Source organism: Paenibacillus sp. FSL H8-0259, from assembly GCF_037963255.1.
Lineage (GTDB): Bacteria > Bacillota > Bacilli > Paenibacillales > Paenibacillaceae > Paenibacillus_AQ > Paenibacillus_AQ phytohabitans.
In genome coordinates this window covers 170,800-187,714 of sequence record NZ_CP150147.1, presented here as the reverse complement: position 1 = coordinate 187,714, position 16,915 = coordinate 170,800, and the positions used below count along the sequence as shown (strand labels likewise).

The window sequence follows — 16,915 nt, the reverse complement described above, 5'->3', positions numbered from 1 at the left end:
TGGGTCAGCCTGATTGTCTTCTTCAGCTCACCCCAGGCGGAGATGAGACAGCGTATCCCACTACTTGTTAGCCCCTATCCCTGTCACATGGGCAATGCAGAGTAGAAGCACGCGCACAGTTTCTTAGGCTGCGAAAGCGTAGTTTGTTTGTTGTTTGCCGTTTAATAGGCTTTAGCGTTGATGAAACTTCTATCACTAAACAGGCAACATATTAAAGCTTGATAGACTTGATTTCATCTTCTCTAAGCCCTGTCGCCTTCGCTACAGCTGCATAATCCATCCCCATTGCCAGCAAGTTGCGAGCCACTTGAAGCTTACCCTCGATAATCCCAGCAGACTTTGCCCCTTCAACCATGGACGCTTCATCATGCAAATACTTCTGTCTAGCCTCATACAATCGTCTAGCATCCGAATCCTGACTCAAATATTGCAAGGTATCCATTGCCTTCTCCAACCCTGGCTCATTCATCTTCAGCACCTCCCATTGTGATGTATCGGCACCTTTCAGAAACAGTAACCAATTGATCAGTCCGCCTTCAGACGGAATACTACGTTCATCCAGCTTCGGCAATTCCAAGAAATGAACCTCGATGTCGTCAATCAAGGATATCCCTGTCCGGTCTTCCCGCAGATGAAATACGTTATGATATTGCTCATTCTTCAAGAACGCATAGTTTAGAATGTTAATCGTTACGCATTTCTTAAGCTCTGGATACTTCTCACCCTCACTGAGTTGACTTGCATACCGTTTGCTCCAATAAAAAAGCGTTCTTTTCTCTATGTCGTACTTATTAAACAGCTGCATCTCTATATCAATCAGTTTACCTTCAGAGGTCTTGGCGTAAACATCAAAGATGGATTGTTTGTCGAGCGGATCGTCTTTATCCGTATAAGGATTCATCAGAATGATCTCCGTCAGCGGCGGCTCGCCCGCTTCTGTGAAAATGCGGTTAAGAAACGCCAGCAGCACATCCTTATTGTTCTCGCTGCCAAATATCCGTTTGAATACAAAATCCACACGCGGGTCTAGCAAATCCATCGGCATCAGCTCCATTCATTATTATTATAGCATTTATCAATGGTTTTGAACCTTTTAAGGAGGTATAAGCCCTTCAGATTAAACTAACTATTATCAGCGTAAAACAATCATTATAACGAAAAAGACACCTTTCCAGGTGTCTTTCAATTTACTCCATATGGAGCCGAGGGGAGTCGAACCCCTGTCCGAAGATAACGGCACATAAGCTTCTACGAGTGTAGTTACAGTTTTGATGTCACCCGAGTATCGCCCCGTAACCGGCTATACGTTGGGTCAGCCTGATTGTCTTCTTCAGCTCACCGCAGGCGGAGATGAGACAGCGTATCCCACTACTTGTTAGCCCCTATCCCTGTCACATGGGCGATGCAGGGTAGAAGCACGCGCACAGTTTCTTAGGCTGCGAAAGCGTAGTTGTTTTGTTGTTTGCCGTTTAATAGGCTTTAGCGTTGATGAAGCGGACGCGTCCCCACTACTCGCTACTCATGCTCGAACTATCCCCGTCGAATCCAAGAACGGCCCCTCATTAGAAAGGGCGCTTCGGATTAACGGATCAATGATAAGCATAAATGCTGATCCGGTTCACAGCTATCTTGATCAAGATGGCTGTTCAGAAGCAATAAGTTTACTTACACAGTATAGCACATTTATCAACACTTTAACACGTAGGTTAAAGGAATTGAAGGTCGAATCTGGAACAATTGGGCGCCAGGTGGTTACCAGTCTAGCGGGCGATCTTCTGCTTGTCGCGCAGCACACGCTGGATATCACGCTGAGCATCACGCTTCGCGGCGGAATCGCGCTTGTCGTATTCCTTCTTACCTTTACCAAGACCGATCAGCAGCTTGGCATAGCCATTGCGCACATAAATCTTCAGCGGCACAATCGTGAAGCCATCCCGCTTCGAGGAACCAAGCAGCTTGTGAATCTGTTCCTTATGCATGAGCAGCTTACGTGTACGCGTCGGATCGGTAGGATTGGCACGGTTCCCTTGTTCAAAAGGGCTAATATGCATATTGTGAATATGAATCTCACCATTACGGATGGTAGCAAAAGCGTCCCCGATGTTAGCACGGCCGTTACGCAGCGATTTGATCTCTGTACCCGTCAGAACCAAACCCGCTTCATACGTATCCTCAATAAAATAATCATGGGAAGCTTTTTTGTTCTGGGCAAGCACTTTCCCGTCTGCTTTTTTACCCATGAAAGTCACTCCTTGAATCGAATTCCCGGCATCTTATGAACGGACACCAGGTCTATATTGTATCAAAAGCCAAGCAGGCTGCGCAAGGAAGGATCACCCTGTCCCGCAGCAATCATTTTGACATACGGGTGTCAGGAAGTGCTACGTTTCAGTTGAATAGAAGCACTTATATTCTAAAAAAGCACTGTCCCCCTAAAGGAACAGTGCCCTCTATTAATTCAGCCTAGGCCTGAGGTTTCTTCTTCCGCTTTCTGCGGCCGCCGCCTTCCGGATTGCCGCTCTTGTCGCCAGCGCCTGCCGGTGCCGGATTGGTGGTCTCCACGTTGCCTGGAGTCACAGAAGTGCCGATGAAGACGCCGCCTTTCTTCTTCTTGCGGCGGCTCTTGCCCTCCGGCGCCGCGCCTTCGCTTCCGAAGCCGCTGCCGAGGTCTTCGCGGCTGCGGAACCGTGTGCTCGCGTCCACGCCGCGCAGCTCACCGCCCGCCTGCTCGGCTCCGCCCCCGCTTGGCGCGCCGTAGCCGCCCTTGCCGGAGCCGAAGCCGAAGGCAATGCCGCGTCCCCCGGCACTGCCTCCGCCGTCTCCGCCGCGGCCTCTGCCGCGCTCACGCTCGCGCGGAGCACCCGAACCGCCGGCTTCGCCCCGGCGGTCCGCCTTCGCAGCGCCGCCCGCTGCGGAGGCGGCGGCAAGTGCACGCCGCGCTGCCGCTTCCGGCCCGCGGCCGCGCTTACGGCCGCCTGCTGCGCCGCCGTCTTCAGCCGGCGCTACGCCTGCGCGCGGCTCTTCACCAGCGCCAGCCTCAGCGGCGCCGCCCTTAACTGCCCCGCCAAAGACACCGGCGCCAGCGCTGCCGCTCTTGCCTTTACCTTTGGCGCCGAATCCAGCCGCACCGCCGTTCTTGCCCTTCCCAGCGCCGCCTTTACCCGCACCGACAGCCGCGCTGCCTGGTTTGCCTTTACGGCCCTTGCCCGCACCACCGCCGGCCTTACCTGCGAACGGCTTGCTGGCGCCGCCGACACCAGGGCGCCCGCCCTTGCCGCCGCGTCCGCCGTAGTTCCGGTGGTCGCCAGCCGCGCGTGGCTTCATATCAACCAGTTCGAAGTCGATCGTATGATCGTCCATGTTGACCTTGGCCACACGGATCTTCACCTCGTCACCGATGCGGAACACTTTGGAGGTACGCTCACCGATAAGGGCCATGTGCGCTTCATCGAAGTGGTAATAATCATCGCTCAGCGCGCTGAGGCGGATCAGACCTTCTACGGTGTTATCCAGCTCGATGAACATTCCGAAGCTGGTCACGCTGCTGATCATTGCATCGAATTCTTCGCCTACCTTATCCTGCATGAACTCCGCTTTCTTCAGCTGCTCAGTGTCACGTTCAGCCTCTACCGCTACACGCTCGCGTTCGGAGGATTGCTGGGCGATATCCGGCATCCGCGATGCCAGATACTCATGACGTTTCTCAGTCAGAGCTCCGCCATTCTCAAGCACCTCACGCATGACGCGGTGAATGACAAGGTCGGGATAACGGCGGATCGGTGAGGTGAAGTGGGAATAGAATTCTGCCGCCAGTCCGAAGTGGCCTGTACTCTCGGCATCATATTTCGCCTGCTTCATGGAGCGCAGCATCATCGTGCTGATCACCGTCTGCTCTTTGGTGCCTTGAATCTGCTCCAGCAGATCCTGCAGCGCACGCGGATGGACGGAATTGCCGCGACCCTTGACGTGGTAGCCGAAGTTAGCGGCGAAGGCCATGAAATTCTGCAGCTTCTCCGGGTCCGGATCTTCATGAATCCGGTACAGGAATGGCACCTTCAGCCAGTGGAAGTGCTCCGCTACAGTCTCATTAGCCGCGAGCATGAATTCCTCAATAATCTGCTCCGCCACGGAGCGCTCACGCTTCACAATATCGATAGCCTTACCTGCTTCATCCACGATGATTTTGCTTTCTTCAAAGTCGAAGTCAACAGCTCCGCGACGCATCCGGGCATCGCGCAGCTTCATCGCAATTTCCTTCATCAGGCGGAAATCACCGATCAGCGGAGCGTAGCGCTCCAGCAGCTCAGGATCTTCATCTTCAACAATTTTGCGTACATCGGAGTATGTCATTCTCTCCTTGGTACGGATCACACTCGTGAACACATCATGCTTCACAACCTTCATGTGCTCATCGAATTCCATTTCACAGGACATCGTCAGCCGGTCTACCTGCGGGTTCAAGCTGCAGATCCCGTTCGACAGCCGGTGCGGCAGCATGGGAATGACCCGGTCAACCAGATACACGCTGCAGCCGCGGTCATAAGCTTCTTTATCCAGCTCGGAGCCTTCGCGCACATAATAACCTACATCGGCGATATGAACGCCCAGCTTATAATGCCCGTTCTCCAGACGTTCAACGTTCACCGCATCATCCAGGTCCTTGGCATCCGCGCCGTCAATGGTCACAATGTTCAGTCCGCGCAGATCGCGGCGGCCCTGCTGGATAATCTCCTCGTCGGTAATGGAATCCGGTGCCTGCTCCGCTTCCGTCATCACCTCAGCCGGGAAAGCCTCCGGCAGCTGATGCTTGCGGATAACCGACAGAATATCCACGCCCGGATCATCCTTATGACCGAGGATCTCGATAATTTCACCTTCAGCCGCAGCACGGCCTTCCGGATAGTTCACAATGCGGACAACGACCTTTTCCCCGTCAACCGCTCCCTTGAAGGACTGCTTCGGAATGAAGATATCCCGGTTAATCCGCTTATCATCAGGCAGCACGAAGCCATACGTCTCCAGGCTCTGGAATACGCCAACCGTCTGCGACACGCCTCTGATCAGAATCCGCTCGACTTCGCCTTCCATACGCCCGCCGGACGGGCTTTTCGAGGTAATCCGTATCAATACGATATCACCGTTCATGGCGCCCTTCAGATCATTGGCATGGATGTACACATCCGGATGATCACGGTCATCGGGTATCAGAAAAGCAAAACCCTTCGCATGGGCCTGCAGCCGTCCGCGCAGCAAATCCATCCGTTCCGGCACGCCATAACGGCTATTCCGGGTAAGAATAATCCGGCCGTCCTTCTCCAGCTCAATCAGCAGGCTCTCAAAGGCTTTGAACGCCTCGCTGTCCTCTATTGCGAAATGGCTCACCAGTTCTTCATAAGTCAGCGGTTTATAAGCGGTCTCCCGCATGAAATCAAGTAGAATTTCTTGTGTTATCATCTTCGTCACCTCGGCCCTCCGCAGCATTCACATGCCGCTGGCATATATGTATGTCTTGTCCTATCTCACATCTAATAAATCCAAGTAAAATTTACCTTTATATACTTCATACCCTAGTATACACGAAATCAATCCCGGGCATCCCTGTTATGATGTGCAAACACTCAAATCTGCATACAAAAAAGCCCCCGCCTATTCCATTCAGAACAGAGCGAAGGCTTACTGTAGGCAAACTAATCAATAACAATGGCCACAACGATTGACATGATGAAGAATCCTGCAGCCAATCCAACTGTTACACGCTGCAACACAAGCTCCATACCGCGTGCTTTTGTTTTACCGAAGAGATGCTCAGCACCGCCGGAGATGGCACCGGAAAGACCCGCGCTTTTCCCTTTTTGCAGAAGAACGACCGCAATCAGACCTACGGCAAAAATCAGAAGCACCACTTTCAAAAAGATATCCATTCACTTCCACCTCCTACGTCCAAGCATCACTATCTATGCTAAATTGGAATTTCCGTTTCATAAACAGCATTCTTATTTTATCATAGCCATAGATTGAATACAACCTTACAAACCGCATTCTATCAATATGCTACTATTAATGTTCTCAGGTTTGTTTTCTATAGGAGACAAGAACGAGCAGCAACAGACCAGAGATTAATAATATAGGCACAGAGAAGAAGGCATACCCGATCCCCTCCCAGCCTCCAATTACAGTGAAACTTAGAACCAGCAATATCATACTGCCCAGTAAACCAGTGATCCCCGGATAAAAAACAGCTCTGCTCCGCATGCGCCCGGTCCGCGACAGCACCCAGCTGAGAATGATTAGAAATATCCCCACACCTATACCCGCAACAATAGCGTTCATGCCCACTCTCCTTCCAGTTATCTACAATTATAGAATAACCCACTAGAAGCATCCGAGGCAACCTCGCTGATCGCATTGCACTTTCGGATCTAGAATCCAAAAAAAAGACCTGCCGAAGTTCGGCAGGCCCTTTAAATATAGGGTCAAAAGAAATTATCTTTTGAGGTTGTAGAAGGATTTCAGGCCGTTGTATTGAGCCAATTCGCCCAGTTCATCTTCGATGCGAAGCAACTGGTTGTATTTAGCAACGCGGTCTGTACGGGAAGGAGCACCCGTTTTGATCTGGCCAGCGTTAGTCGCAACAGCGATGTCTGCGATTGTGCTGTCTTCGGATTCACCGGAACGGTGGGAGATAACTGCTGTGTAACCAGCACGTTTAGCCATTTCGATAGCATCGAAAGTTTCTGTCAGTGTACCAATCTGGTTAACCTTAACCAGGATGGAGTTACCGATACCTTTTTCAATACCTGTAGCAAGGCGCTCAGTGTTAGTAACGAACAAGTCGTCACCAACCAATTGGACTTTGTCGCCCAATTTTTCAGTAAGCAATTTCCAGCCATCCCAGTCGTCTTCGGACATACCGTCTTCGATGGTGATGATTGGGTACTTCTCAACCCATGAAGCAAGAAGGTCAACATACTCAGCGGAAGTGTAAGATTTACCTTCGCCTGCAAGTGTGTATTTACCGTCTTTGTAGAACTCAGTGGAAGCAACGTCCATACCGAGGAATACGTCAACGCCTGGTTTGTAACCGGCTTTTTCGATCGCTTCGATGATGGTAGTGATTGCTTCTTCATTCGAACCAAGGTTTGGTGCGAAACCGCCTTCGTCACCTACAGCTGTGTTCAGGCCTTTGGATTGCAGTACGGATTTCAGGTTGTGGAAGATTTCTGCACCTGTACGAAGAGCTTCTTTGAAGCTTGTAGCGCCTACAGGAAGAACCATGAACTCTTGAACGTCGATGTTGTTGTCGGCATGCTCACCACCGTTGATGATGTTCATCATTGGTACTGGAAGAGTTTTAGCGTTGAATCCGCCCAGGTATACGTACAAAGGAATATCCAGAGCTGCTGCAGCTGCACGAGCTACGGCCATGGATACTGCCAGGATTGCGTTAGCGCCCAGCTTGCCTTTGTTAGGAGTTCCGTCCAAAGTGATCATCAATTTGTCGATGCCCACTTGGTCAAGAGCGTCCATACCGATTACTTCTGGAGCGATAATTTCATTTACGTTCTCAACAGCTTTCAGAACGCCTTTGCCCATGTAACGGGATTTGTCGCCGTCACGAAGCTCTACAGCTTCATGAGCACCAGTGGAAGCGCCGGAAGGAACGATAGCGCGGCCTTTAGCACCGGATTCAAGATAAACGTCAACCTCTACTGTCGGGTTACCGCGGGAGTCAAGGACTTCGCGAGCATACACATCAGAAATAATAGTCATGTAAGTTTAATCTCCTTTTAACTTTGGTTTTAGTGTAACAATGTAACTTAGGGTATTACCTATTTGCGGCTGGCAATCATGGATTGTCCGGTCATTTCCGCAGGCTGCGGAAGTCCCATCAGATCTAAGATTGTCGGTGCTACGTCTGCGAGAATACCGGATTCGCGCAGTACTACATCTTCAGTCGTAACAATGAAAGGAACAGGGTTGGTAGTATGGGCTGTGAACGGACGGCCGTTCTCATCGAATACCATATCCGCATTGCCGTGATCGGCAATGATGATTGCAACGCCGCCTTTGGCAACCACTGCATCCACAACTTTACCTACGCATTCGTCCGTCACTTCAACTGCCTTAATAGTAGGCTCCAGCATGCCGGAGTGTCCAACCATATCAGGGTTAGCAAAGTTCAGGATAATGGCATCTTGTCTGTCTGCTTCGATCTCCGCTACGCAGGCCGCCGCCACTTCGTATGCGCTCATCTCAGGCTGCAGATCATAGGTTGCCACTTTCGGTGAGTTAATCAGGATGCGTGTTTCGCCGGGAAGCTCCTCATCACGTCCGCCGCTGAAGAAGAAGGTAACATGCGGATACTTCTCAGTTTCCGCGATACGCAGCTGCTTCTTGTTCTGCTGAACCAGCACTTCACCGAGCGTGTTGTCCAGGTTCTTCGGGGAGTAAGCCACGAAGCCTTGAACCGTCTCGCTGAAGGTTGTCAGACATACGAAGTGCAGACCTTCAGGGAACTTAGGGCCACGGTCGAAACCGCGGAAGTCAGAGTTCGTGAATCCTTGCGACAGCTGAATGGCACGGTCAGGACGGAAGTTAAGGAAAATGACAGAATCGCCGCTTTCCACTGTCGCAACCGGGTTGCCCAGGCTATCTACAATCACACTTGGCTCTACAAATTCATCATACACAGAATTCTGGTAAGATCCAGTGATTGCCTGAAGTGCATCGGTATATTTAGGACCTTCGCCATACACCATTGCACGATAAGCCTTCTCTACACGTTCCCAGCGTTTGTCACGGTCCATGGCATAATAACGTCCGGATACCGTAGCAATCGTACCTACGCCAACCTCTTCGATCTTGGCTACCAGTTCCTGAATGAACTTCTGTCCACTGTCGGGTGGTACGTCGCGGCCATCCATGAAGGCATGAATATAAACTTCATGCAAATCTTCTTTTTTGGCCAGATCGAGCATCGCGAACAGGTGGTTAATGTGACTGTGCACGCCGCCATCGGATACAAGTGCATAGAGGTGAAGCTTTTTGCCGGTTGTTTTGGCGCTTCTCACCGCAGCAACCAGCGTTTCGTTCTCGAAGAATTCCCCATCACGGATAGACTTATCGATGCGGGTCAGATCCTGGTATACGATCCGGCCTGCGCCGATGTTAAGGTGCCCTACTTCAGAGTTACCCATTTGTCCTTCCGGCAGACCTACAGCTTCACCGCAAGCGGTAAGTGTAGTGTTCGGATATTGTTTCAGGTAACGGTCGTAGTTCGGTTTGTTGGCTTGGGCAACTGCGTTGCCTTCATCCGTATTACGCAAACCGAAACCGTCCATGATGATTAGAGCTACAGGTTTTGGTGCTGACATTCTTATTTCGCCCCCTCAACGAGTGAAACGAAGGAAGCAGGCTGCAGGCTGGCACCGCCGACTAGAGCGCCGTCGATGTCGCTTTGACTCATGTACTCCGTTACATTCTCAGGCTTTACGCTACCGCCGTATTGGATACGGACAGCTTCAGCAGTTGCTTCATCGTACAGGCCTTTTACAAGGGTACGGATGTAAGCAATAACTTCATTAGCATCCTGGGAAGTAGAGGATTTACCTGTACCAATAGCCCAGATAGGCTCATAAGCGATAACTACGCTTGCTGCCTGTTCCGCGCTAAGTCCGGCAAATGCCGCTTCAGTCTGCACTTTGCATACATCTTTAGTCTGGTCCGCTTCGCGCTCTTCGAGCTTTTCGCCTACACAGACAATTGGAGTAATACCATGGCGGAATGCCGCATGCATTTTTTTGTTGACGATTTCGTCCGTCTCGCCGAAGTATGCACGGCGTTCGGAGTGGCCGATAATAACGTATTCCACGCCGAGATCTTTCAGCATTACACCGCTGATCTCGCCTGTGTAAGCACCGTTATCTTCGAAGTGAAGGTTCTGAGCACCAATTTTGATGCTGGTGCCTTGTACCGCTGCAACAAGGGCAGGCAGGTTAGTGAATGGTGCGCAGATTACAGTCTCTACGCCTTCAACTTCCGCCTGGCCTTTGATTTCAGCGATGAAGCCTTCGGCTTCCGGAACGGTTTTGAACATTTTCCAGTTGCCGGCAATGATAGGTGTTCTACTCATAGTAATGGAATGCCTCCTTCTACCTTCTACGTCTTACTTGTCGTTCAGTGCTTCTACGCCTGGAAGTGCCTTACCTTCCATGAACTCGAGTGATGCGCCGCCGCCAGTGGAGATATGATCCATTTGGTCTGCGAGGTGGAATTTCTCAGCAGCTGCCGCGGAATCACCACCGCCGATAACTGTGTAGCCTTCGGTAGTTGCGCAAGCCTGGGCTACAGCAATTGTACCTTCAGCGAAGATATCAATTTCGAATACGCCCATAGGTCCGTTCCAAACAACCAGCTTGGAGTTTTTGATGATATCGGCATAAATTTCACGGGTTTTAGGACCGATGTCCAGACCTTCCCAGCCAGCAGGAATTTCAGTCACATCTACAATTTTGGTGTTGGCATCTGCGCCGAACTTGTCAGCGATAACTACGTCAACCGGAAGCACAAAGTTTTTGCCGAGTGCTTTGGCTTTTTCGATAAATCCAAGCGCAGCATCGATCTTGTCATTGTCTACCAAAGAATTTCCGATTTCGTAACCTTGTGCTTTGGTGAAGGTGTAAGAAAGGCCGCCGCCAATCAATACGTTGTCAGCCAGAGTCAGCAGGTTGTCGATCACGTCAATTTTGTCTTTAACTTTGGATCCGCCGATGATCGCAGTGAAAGGACGTTCAGGATTGGACAGGGCTTTGCCCAGAACGGACAATTCCTTCTCCATCAGAAGGCCGGATACTGCAGGCAGGAAGTGAGCGATACCTTCTGTCGAAGCATGGGCACGGTGAGCCGCACCGAATGCGTCATTGACGAACAGGTCAGCCAGTTCAGCGAACTGCTTAGCCAGTTCAGGATCGTTCTTTTCTTCACCTTTATAGAAACGGACATTCTCAAGCACAAGCACGTCGCCTTCGTTCAGTTCAGCGATTTGTGCTTTTACCGCTTCGCCAATCGCTTCATCAGCTTTGGCTACCGGTTTGCCGAGCAATTCGGACAGACGTACAGCTGCGGAAGTCAACCGCATGGAATCGACGAATTCACCTTTAGGACGGCCCATATGGCTGGCCAGAATGACCTTTGCACCGTTCTCAATCAGGTATTTAATTGTTGGAAGGGTTTCGCGGATACGGGTATCATCAGTGATCTTACCGTCTTCCACTGGCACGTTGAAATCCACACGCACGAATACGCGTTTGCCTTTTACTTCTACATCACGGACACTTTTTTTGTTCATGATTAACATTTCCTCCACACCCAAAATTGGTTCATTCACGAATCCATTTCATTTAGAAAGAGCGGAAACAGACTTTCATTGTTTCCGCTCTATTGTACTGCCTATATAAAATCGGTATTATTGAGCAAGTTTAGCGAATTTTTCTAGAGTACGAACGAGCTGTGCAGTGTAGGACATTTCATTGTCATACCAAGCAACGGTCTTAACCAGTTGTTTGTCGCCAACAGTCAGAACTTTAGTTTGTGTAGCATCGAACAGGGAACCGAAAGTCATACCCTTGATGTCGGAAGATACGATTTCATCTTCAGTGTAGCCGTAAGTTTCCGGATCGGAAGCTTCTTTCATGGCTGCGTTGATTTCTTCAACAGTTACGCTCTTATCCAGAACAGTAACCAGCTCAGTCAGGGAACCCGTAGCTACAGGCACACGTTGTGCTGCACCGTCAAGTTTGCCTTTAAGTTCTGGAATTACCAGGCCGATTGCTTTTGCAGCACCGGTAGTGTTAGGGATGATGTTCTCAGCAGCAGCGCGGGCACGTCTGAAGTCGCCTTTAGCGTGTGGAGCATCAAGTGTATTCTGGTCACCTGTGTAAGCGTGGATAGTAGTCATCAAGCCTTCGATGATACCGAATTTGTCGTTCAGAACTTTGGCCATAGGAGCCAGACAGTTCGTTGTGCAAGATGCGCCGGAGATTACTGTTTCGCTACCGTCAAGGATGTCATCGTTAACGTTGTAAACAACAGTCTTCATGTCGCCTGTAGCTGGAGCGGAAATAACTACTTTCTTAGCTCCGCCTTTAAGGTGCTTTTCAGCTGCTTCTTTAGTTGTGAAGAAACCTGTGCATTCCAGGACGATATCAACGCCAAGCTCTCCCCAAGGAAGTTCTTCAGGGTTGCGGTTCGCCAGAACCTTAACATCTTTACCGTTAACTTTGAAGAAGCCGTCGTGAACTTCAACATCGCCTTGGAATTTACCTTGAGTTGTATCATATTTAAGCAAATGAGCAAGCATCTTAGCGTCAGTCAAGTCATTGATTGCTACCACTTCGATACCTTCTACATTTTGAATACGGCGGAATGCAAGGCGTCCAATACGTCCAAAACCGTTAATACCAACTTTTACACTCATTGAATAGTTCCTCCTAGATTTCGTTTTATTTATTCAAGACAAGCCGTGAGGCTCGTCAAGACAACAAGGTTAAGTATAATGCATAATACCTTTGCGCGCGTCCCATAAAATGGAATCTATAGGACCTCTTGCAATTGTTTGTCGATTTCTTTGCCGATTTCGATAGCAGCCGCCTCGTCTGTCACGAGAATATCCTCTTGGCCGAACCGCAGCATCGCATGAATGGCCTTAGCCTTGCGTTTGCCGCCGGCAATACCGATGACGACTTCTGTACGGATAATGTCTTCCAGGCGCAGCCCCATGGTCAGCATGGTATGAACCACCTCGCCATTCTCATTGAAATAATATCCGAACGATTCGGCTACCGCACCCTCGTCCTGAATCTCTGAGATTGTACCGGGGTCCAGCTTGCGGCGGTGAGTCATTTCAATGGCATCGCCAATTCCATGCACAATAATACGCGATCTGCGGATAATCTGCACAATCTCTCCAATATTGGAGTCCAGTGCGAGCGACTGATAGGCATCGCCGCTGAGCAGATCAGGCACATGCAGCAGACGGTAATTGGCACCAATCCGTTTGGCCATGGTCGAAGCAATGGTGTTGGCTTGGATCTCCATGCTCTCTCCCAGTCCTCCGCGCGCCGGAACTACCCAGGCGTTCTTATAGGAAAGGGATAGCGGCGGGGTCAACTGATCGGCCATTTCGGCCAGGGTCGATCCGCCTGTGACGGCAATCGTATCGTCACTGCGCAGTACACTGAGCAGTGCCTTCGAACCTGCACGCCCCAGTTCACGTTTGGTGAACAGCGAGGTCTCGCAGTCGCCAGGTACAACAACTACTTTACTGAGACCGTACGTAGTACGAATTTTCTCTTCCAGATCATCCAGGCCGAAGAGGCTCTTGGCGATCGGCTCCAGCAGGTCAAGCAGTCTGCGACCGGCTTCGCTAATGCGCATGCCGACGCTCTCGATCTCAATGAGCCCTTGCGATTTCAGAAGATCCGTCTCGGCGCGCAGCACCCGCTCGGTCATATCAAGCGAGGCGGCAAGCGTTCTGCGCCCAATAATATCGGACAGCATGATCTGATGTAGAATCGTATACCGTCTCTTAAGGGTTTCCATGAGATCAGGCAGAAGCTGCTTTTGGATTTCCAATAAATTACGCATGCTTTCACTCCTGCAACTTCGTCTTTCTCTTTTCCCTTGTTCGTGGTCTCAAAATGTCCCGGGTTAACTTTTTAAGTCCCACCCATATTCTACCCAAAACTGACGCCGAGTGCAAGTGTTCCGAGACTATAATTCTCAGACCCGTTTCATCTTATACATCTGCCGGTCTGTGAGAGGTAACCACGCCCTTAAGCACATGACTGAAAACCTCCATCACCTGACTGTCAAGTGGGAAGCTATCATCTGCCTGGGAGCCGGAAAAATATTTTTTGCACAACGGGTTTTACACGTTGCTTTTATGCAATAAGTGTATTATAATAATTTCTGTTGCGCCCGTGGTCCAATGGATATGACGTAGGCCTCCGAAGCCTGAGATCCAAGTTCGATTCTTGGCGGGCGCGCCATTATTTTCACTTTTGTACATAATTTAGCAATGCTTATATTATATTTAACCAAAGAGCCGCTTGATGGCTCTTTTTTTTGAATCTAAGTTTGACTTTCTTTGACTTTTTGTTTGAATTTGTTTATCATGTGGTTAATACGGTAACAGTAAAAAATGAACACATTCGAAGCACCAATTTCAAGGAGGTTTTCCACGTGAGTTATATTCCTATGGTAGTAGAACAGAGCAACCGCGGTGAGCGCGCTTATGACATCTATTCCCGCCTGCTGAAGGACCGCATCATTTTCCTTGGAACGGAGGTTAATGACGTGGTAGCCAATTCCATCATCGCACAAATGCTCTTCCTGGCTGCCGAGGATCCGGATAAGGATATTCACCTGTATGTAAACAGCCCTGGCGGTTCCATTACGGCGGGTATGGCTATATTTGATACAATGCAGTACATTAAACCGGATGTATCCACCATCTGTGTTGGGATGGCCGCTTCCATGGGAGCCTTCCTGCTGAACGCCGGCGCCAAGGGCAAGCGCTTTGCCTTGCCGAACAGCGAAATTATGATTCACCAGCCGCTCGGCGGTGCCCAGGGTCAGGCTTCGGATATCGAAATCCGCGCCCGCCGCATCATCAAGCTGCGCGAGAAGCTGAACCGTATCCTGTCCGAACGTACGGGCCAGCCGATCGAGAAGATCGAGAAGGATACCGACCGCGACTACTTCATGAGTGCTGCCGATGCAGCTGAATATGGCATTGTCGATAAAGTCATTGAGAAGACCTTGCCGACTGGCGTTTAATTTCTATACTTCACCAACACATAAAGAGGCTGCCACGGACCTACAGGTCTACGGCAGCCTCTTTATTTGGCATATATACTGATGTTTCACCTCAAGGTTCCATATCCCAGGGCATCCAGCTTGCCGGCAATCACCCGGTAGCCCCTGCCGTTCGGATGGATATGATCCAGGAACAGCAGCCCCCGCTCATTTCCGGCAAATTCATGATAAATGGAAGCAAACCCCACAACATAACTGCTGTAGCCGGCAGCATAGCGGTTGAACTGCCGCACCCAATCTGTAGCCGCATCCACCTGAGGATACGGATTATAGAGACCTACAATCCGGATAATGTAAGGACTTCGCGTACCCGCCTTCAGCTGTGCCAGAGTATTCATAATATCACTGAAATTCCGTTTGCATTCCCGGAGCGCTTTTTGCAGATATCCATTCAGCTCACCTGGCCTCCCCGCTGCGGCTTTGGCGGCCTTAATCAGATCATTGCCGCCAATAGAGACGGTGATGATCTCCGCATCCTTAACCGCAGAACGAAAGCCGCCATCTGTCTTGAGACGCTGCTCCAGCCCTGCTGTTGTCAGACCGTTCACTCCAAGATTCGCTGAAGCCACCGGAGTCTGCAGCCGCCCTTCCGCCATCCGGCGGTAGACGGGAACAAATCCGTTCCCGGGCAGAGCCCCGAATCCGGTCGTTAATGAATCTCCAATGGCCGTATATTGATAGACCATATCCTTCCCTCCCCGCTATAAGCTGCTTGCTTTCTTTAGCTTATGACTGCCTCGGGGATGTGGTAACGGCAGGGCAGCCTTAATAGGCCCGCAAAAGAAATCCTGCCCTTATGTCTCCGGAGGAAACGCATGGGCAGGATATATGAAACTACTATATTATTTCAGTGCAGCGAACGGACTGCTTCCGTCCGGCAGCAGCTCTTTGAAGCTGAAGATTACCTCCGGGAAGCCTGTAGCGTATGCAGTATACTCATATTGCTGGAAGAAGAGCACGGCTTTGCCCTCTTTCAGATAGAAGTATTTCTCTGTATTCAGGCCTGTGAATCCTCCCAGATAACCTCCGTTTGCTTTGATTTCAGTAGATACCTTGGCATTCAGCTGTTTCTTGTAGTTAGGATTAGCCTTGAACAAATCCCCCAGCAGCAGGCGTTTACCGTCTTTAAGTGAGAAGGTAAAGGCATTGCGGATAGTCGATCCATGTGCACCGCCGGTATATCCGTATTGATTCGTGATCAGACTGAGCACGCCGTCCTGATTATAAGTGACCACATAACCGCCTTCGAATTCATACGGACGGTCGTCCTCGGATTTAAGGGAGATTTGATCTTCGGCGTAAGCCGCGTATTTCTGAATCGTCTGTTTGATTGTATCATTGATTGCCTTCTCAGCCTCGCTACTTGCAAGACCGCTGACCTGTGGATAATCCAGCTTGATTGGTGCATCTTTATGGTCCTTAACATAGCTCTCAGTCTTTATAGTTACCGCATTTTGCGTTCTCTTCATCACATTGAGCCGTCCCGTAGCGGCACTCCAGTCACCCTTGTAGCCTAAGTAATCGCTGAGCAGGTCAAACGAAACATAGAAGCGGTTATCCATATTCTTCACTTCATATTCGCCGATAAAATAATTGTTCACTTTAATCGTAGTATAGTATTCAGTAACCGTCAGTTTAGTTTGTGTAGTACCTGTACCGATGGTATACGTCTTCTCTGCTTTATCATAAGATAGCGGCATCCCCAGCGCATCGCGCATAAACGTTACCGGAATCCATACCTTTCCGTCCTGGAAAAGCCCCTTCTGCGCTGCAATCTTGCCGTTTACCTTCAGTACTACTGGGGAGGATGCAGCCTTCACCTGAGCAGCTGCTGGAGCTGCCTGAGTTATACCTGCCGGTATTGCGGCTCCACCGAGCAGCATTCCCGCTGCAATCATTCCTGCGCCCCATTTACGGGCGTATTTCTTCGAAGTATCATTCATTTTCATTGTTGTTCTTCCCCTTCCGCTGGTGCGATGTATTATGACGTGATGTGTTCCCTCAGCTTCACTCTTCCTATTATAGGGATAAGAAGGTC

The 16,915-nt window shown here is 50.2% G+C and carries 14 protein-coding genes, 1 tRNA gene and 1 other RNA gene; 2 read left to right on the top strand and 14 right to left on the bottom strand.

The features are described from left to right. Positions 1-211: 211 nt before the first annotated feature. From NSU01_RS00935 to NSU01_RS00880, 12 genes are all read right to left on the bottom strand, one after another. Positions 212-1,039, bottom strand: a complete 828-nt coding sequence (locus NSU01_RS00935; protein ID WP_083705455.1) for an Rpn family recombination-promoting nuclease/putative transposase — start codon at positions 1,037-1,039, stop codon at positions 212-214. Positions 1,040-1,194: 155 nt separating this feature from the next. Continuing rightward, positions 1,195-1,559: a transfer-messenger RNA gene (gene ssrA / locus NSU01_RS00930) on the bottom strand. A 201-nt stretch (positions 1,560-1,760) separates the two neighbouring features. Continuing rightward, entirely contained in the window at positions 1,761-2,240 is a 480-nt protein-coding gene (gene smpB / locus NSU01_RS00925; protein WP_039296783.1) for an SsrA-binding protein SmpB, read from the bottom strand. Positions 2,241-2,463: 223 nt separating this feature from the next. Then, positions 2,464-5,454, bottom strand: coding sequence for a ribonuclease R (gene rnr / locus NSU01_RS00920; RefSeq protein WP_076243565.1), 2,991 nt, complete (start codon positions 5,452-5,454; stop codon positions 2,464-2,466). Positions 5,455-5,687: 233 nt separating this feature from the next. Further along, entirely contained in the window at positions 5,688-5,921 is a 234-nt protein-coding gene (gene secG, locus NSU01_RS00915; protein WP_042132758.1) for a preprotein translocase subunit SecG, read from the bottom strand. A gap of 145 nt (positions 5,922-6,066) precedes the next feature. Further along, the gene (locus NSU01_RS00910; protein WP_039302437.1) at positions 6,067-6,330 is read right to left on the bottom strand and encodes a YesK family protein; all 264 of its coding nucleotides are present in this window, start codon (positions 6,328-6,330) and stop codon (positions 6,067-6,069) included. Between the two features lie 153 nt (positions 6,331-6,483). Beyond that, positions 6,484-7,770 carry a phosphopyruvate hydratase gene (gene eno, locus NSU01_RS00905; protein WP_039302434.1) on the bottom strand — a complete coding sequence of 429 codons (1,287 nt, stop codon included), beginning with the start codon at positions 7,768-7,770 and terminating at the stop codon, positions 6,484-6,486. Between the two features lie 59 nt (positions 7,771-7,829). Then, complete coding sequence (gene gpmI / locus NSU01_RS00900) at positions 7,830-9,374, bottom strand: 2,3-bisphosphoglycerate-independent phosphoglycerate mutase (protein ID WP_076243423.1); 1,545 nt, start codon at positions 9,372-9,374, stop codon at positions 7,830-7,832. A gap of 2 nt (positions 9,375-9,376) precedes the next feature. Next, complete coding sequence (gene tpiA, locus NSU01_RS00895; protein ID WP_039302428.1) at positions 9,377-10,132, bottom strand: triose-phosphate isomerase; 756 nt, start codon at positions 10,130-10,132, stop codon at positions 9,377-9,379. A gap of 33 nt (positions 10,133-10,165) precedes the next feature. Next, a complete protein-coding gene (locus tag NSU01_RS00890; protein ID WP_042132755.1) occupies positions 10,166-11,347 on the bottom strand; it encodes a phosphoglycerate kinase in 1,182 nt (393 codons plus the stop codon). A 117-nt stretch (positions 11,348-11,464) separates the two neighbouring features. Continuing rightward, positions 11,465-12,475, bottom strand: a complete 1,011-nt coding sequence (gene gap, locus NSU01_RS00885) for a type I glyceraldehyde-3-phosphate dehydrogenase (RefSeq protein ID WP_039302421.1) — start codon at positions 12,473-12,475, stop codon at positions 11,465-11,467. A gap of 116 nt (positions 12,476-12,591) precedes the next feature. Beyond that, a complete protein-coding gene (locus NSU01_RS00880) occupies positions 12,592-13,644 on the bottom strand; it encodes a sugar-binding domain-containing protein (protein WP_042132754.1) in 1,053 nt (350 codons plus the stop codon). A gap of 329 nt (positions 13,645-13,973) precedes the next feature. On the opposite strand from NSU01_RS00880, the gene NSU01_RS00875 reads away from it, so the two are divergent. Continuing rightward, a tRNA-Arg gene (locus tag NSU01_RS00875) sits at positions 13,974-14,048 on the top strand. A gap of 193 nt (positions 14,049-14,241) precedes the next feature. Next, entirely contained in the window at positions 14,242-14,838 is a 597-nt protein-coding gene (gene clpP, locus NSU01_RS00870) for an ATP-dependent Clp endopeptidase proteolytic subunit ClpP (protein ID WP_042132753.1), read from the top strand. 86 nt (positions 14,839-14,924) lie between these two features. On the opposite strand, the gene NSU01_RS00865 is transcribed toward clpP, so the two are convergent. Both NSU01_RS00865 and NSU01_RS00860 read right to left on the bottom strand, forming a co-directional pair. Continuing rightward, positions 14,925-15,563, bottom strand: a complete 639-nt coding sequence (locus NSU01_RS00865; protein WP_042132752.1) for a GDSL-type esterase/lipase family protein — start codon at positions 15,561-15,563, stop codon at positions 14,925-14,927. 156 nt (positions 15,564-15,719) lie between these two features. Next, positions 15,720-16,826, bottom strand: a complete 1,107-nt coding sequence (locus NSU01_RS00860) for a DUF4163 domain-containing protein (RefSeq protein WP_052421607.1) — start codon at positions 16,824-16,826, stop codon at positions 15,720-15,722. Positions 16,827-16,915 lie beyond the last annotated feature (89 nt).

Excerpts from the sequence above, each read along its gene's own strand:
- NSU01_RS00910 (WP_039302437.1), bottom strand. The coding sequence starts at position 6,330 with ATGAACGCTATTGTTGCGGGTATAGGTGTGGGGATATTTCTAATCATT.
- tpiA (WP_039302428.1), bottom strand. The coding sequence starts at position 10,132 with ATGAGTAGAACACCTATCATTGCCGGCAACTGGAAAATGTTCAAAACC.
- gap (WP_039302421.1), bottom strand. The coding sequence starts at position 12,475 with ATGAGTGTAAAAGTTGGTATTAACGGTTTTGGACGTATTGGACGCCTT.
- NSU01_RS00860 (WP_052421607.1), bottom strand. The coding sequence starts at position 16,826 with ATGAAAATGAATGATACTTCGAAGAAATACGCCCGTAAATGGGGCGCA.
- NSU01_RS00935 (WP_083705455.1), bottom strand. The coding sequence starts at position 1,039 with ATGGATTTGCTAGACCCGCGTGTGGATTTTGTATTCAAACGGATATTT.
- NSU01_RS00865 (WP_042132752.1), bottom strand. The coding sequence starts at position 15,563 with ATGGTCTATCAATATACGGCCATTGGAGATTCATTAACGACCGGATTC.
- NSU01_RS00890 (WP_042132755.1), bottom strand. The coding sequence starts at position 11,347 with ATGAACAAAAAAAGTGTCCGTGATGTAGAAGTAAAAGGCAAACGCGTA.
- eno (WP_039302434.1), bottom strand. The coding sequence starts at position 7,770 with ATGACTATTATTTCTGATGTGTATGCTCGCGAAGTCCTTGACTCCCGC.
- gpmI (WP_076243423.1), bottom strand. The coding sequence starts at position 9,374 with ATGTCAGCACCAAAACCTGTAGCTCTAATCATCATGGACGGTTTCGGT.
- secG (WP_042132758.1), bottom strand. The coding sequence starts at position 5,921 with ATGGATATCTTTTTGAAAGTGGTGCTTCTGATTTTTGCCGTAGGTCTG.
- rnr (WP_076243565.1), bottom strand. The coding sequence starts at position 5,454 with ATGATAACACAAGAAATTCTACTTGATTTCATGCGGGAGACCGCTTAT.
- NSU01_RS00880 (WP_042132754.1), bottom strand. The coding sequence starts at position 13,644 with ATGCGTAATTTATTGGAAATCCAAAAGCAGCTTCTGCCTGATCTCATG.
- smpB (WP_039296783.1), bottom strand. The coding sequence starts at position 2,240 with ATGGGTAAAAAAGCAGACGGGAAAGTGCTTGCCCAGAACAAAAAAGCT.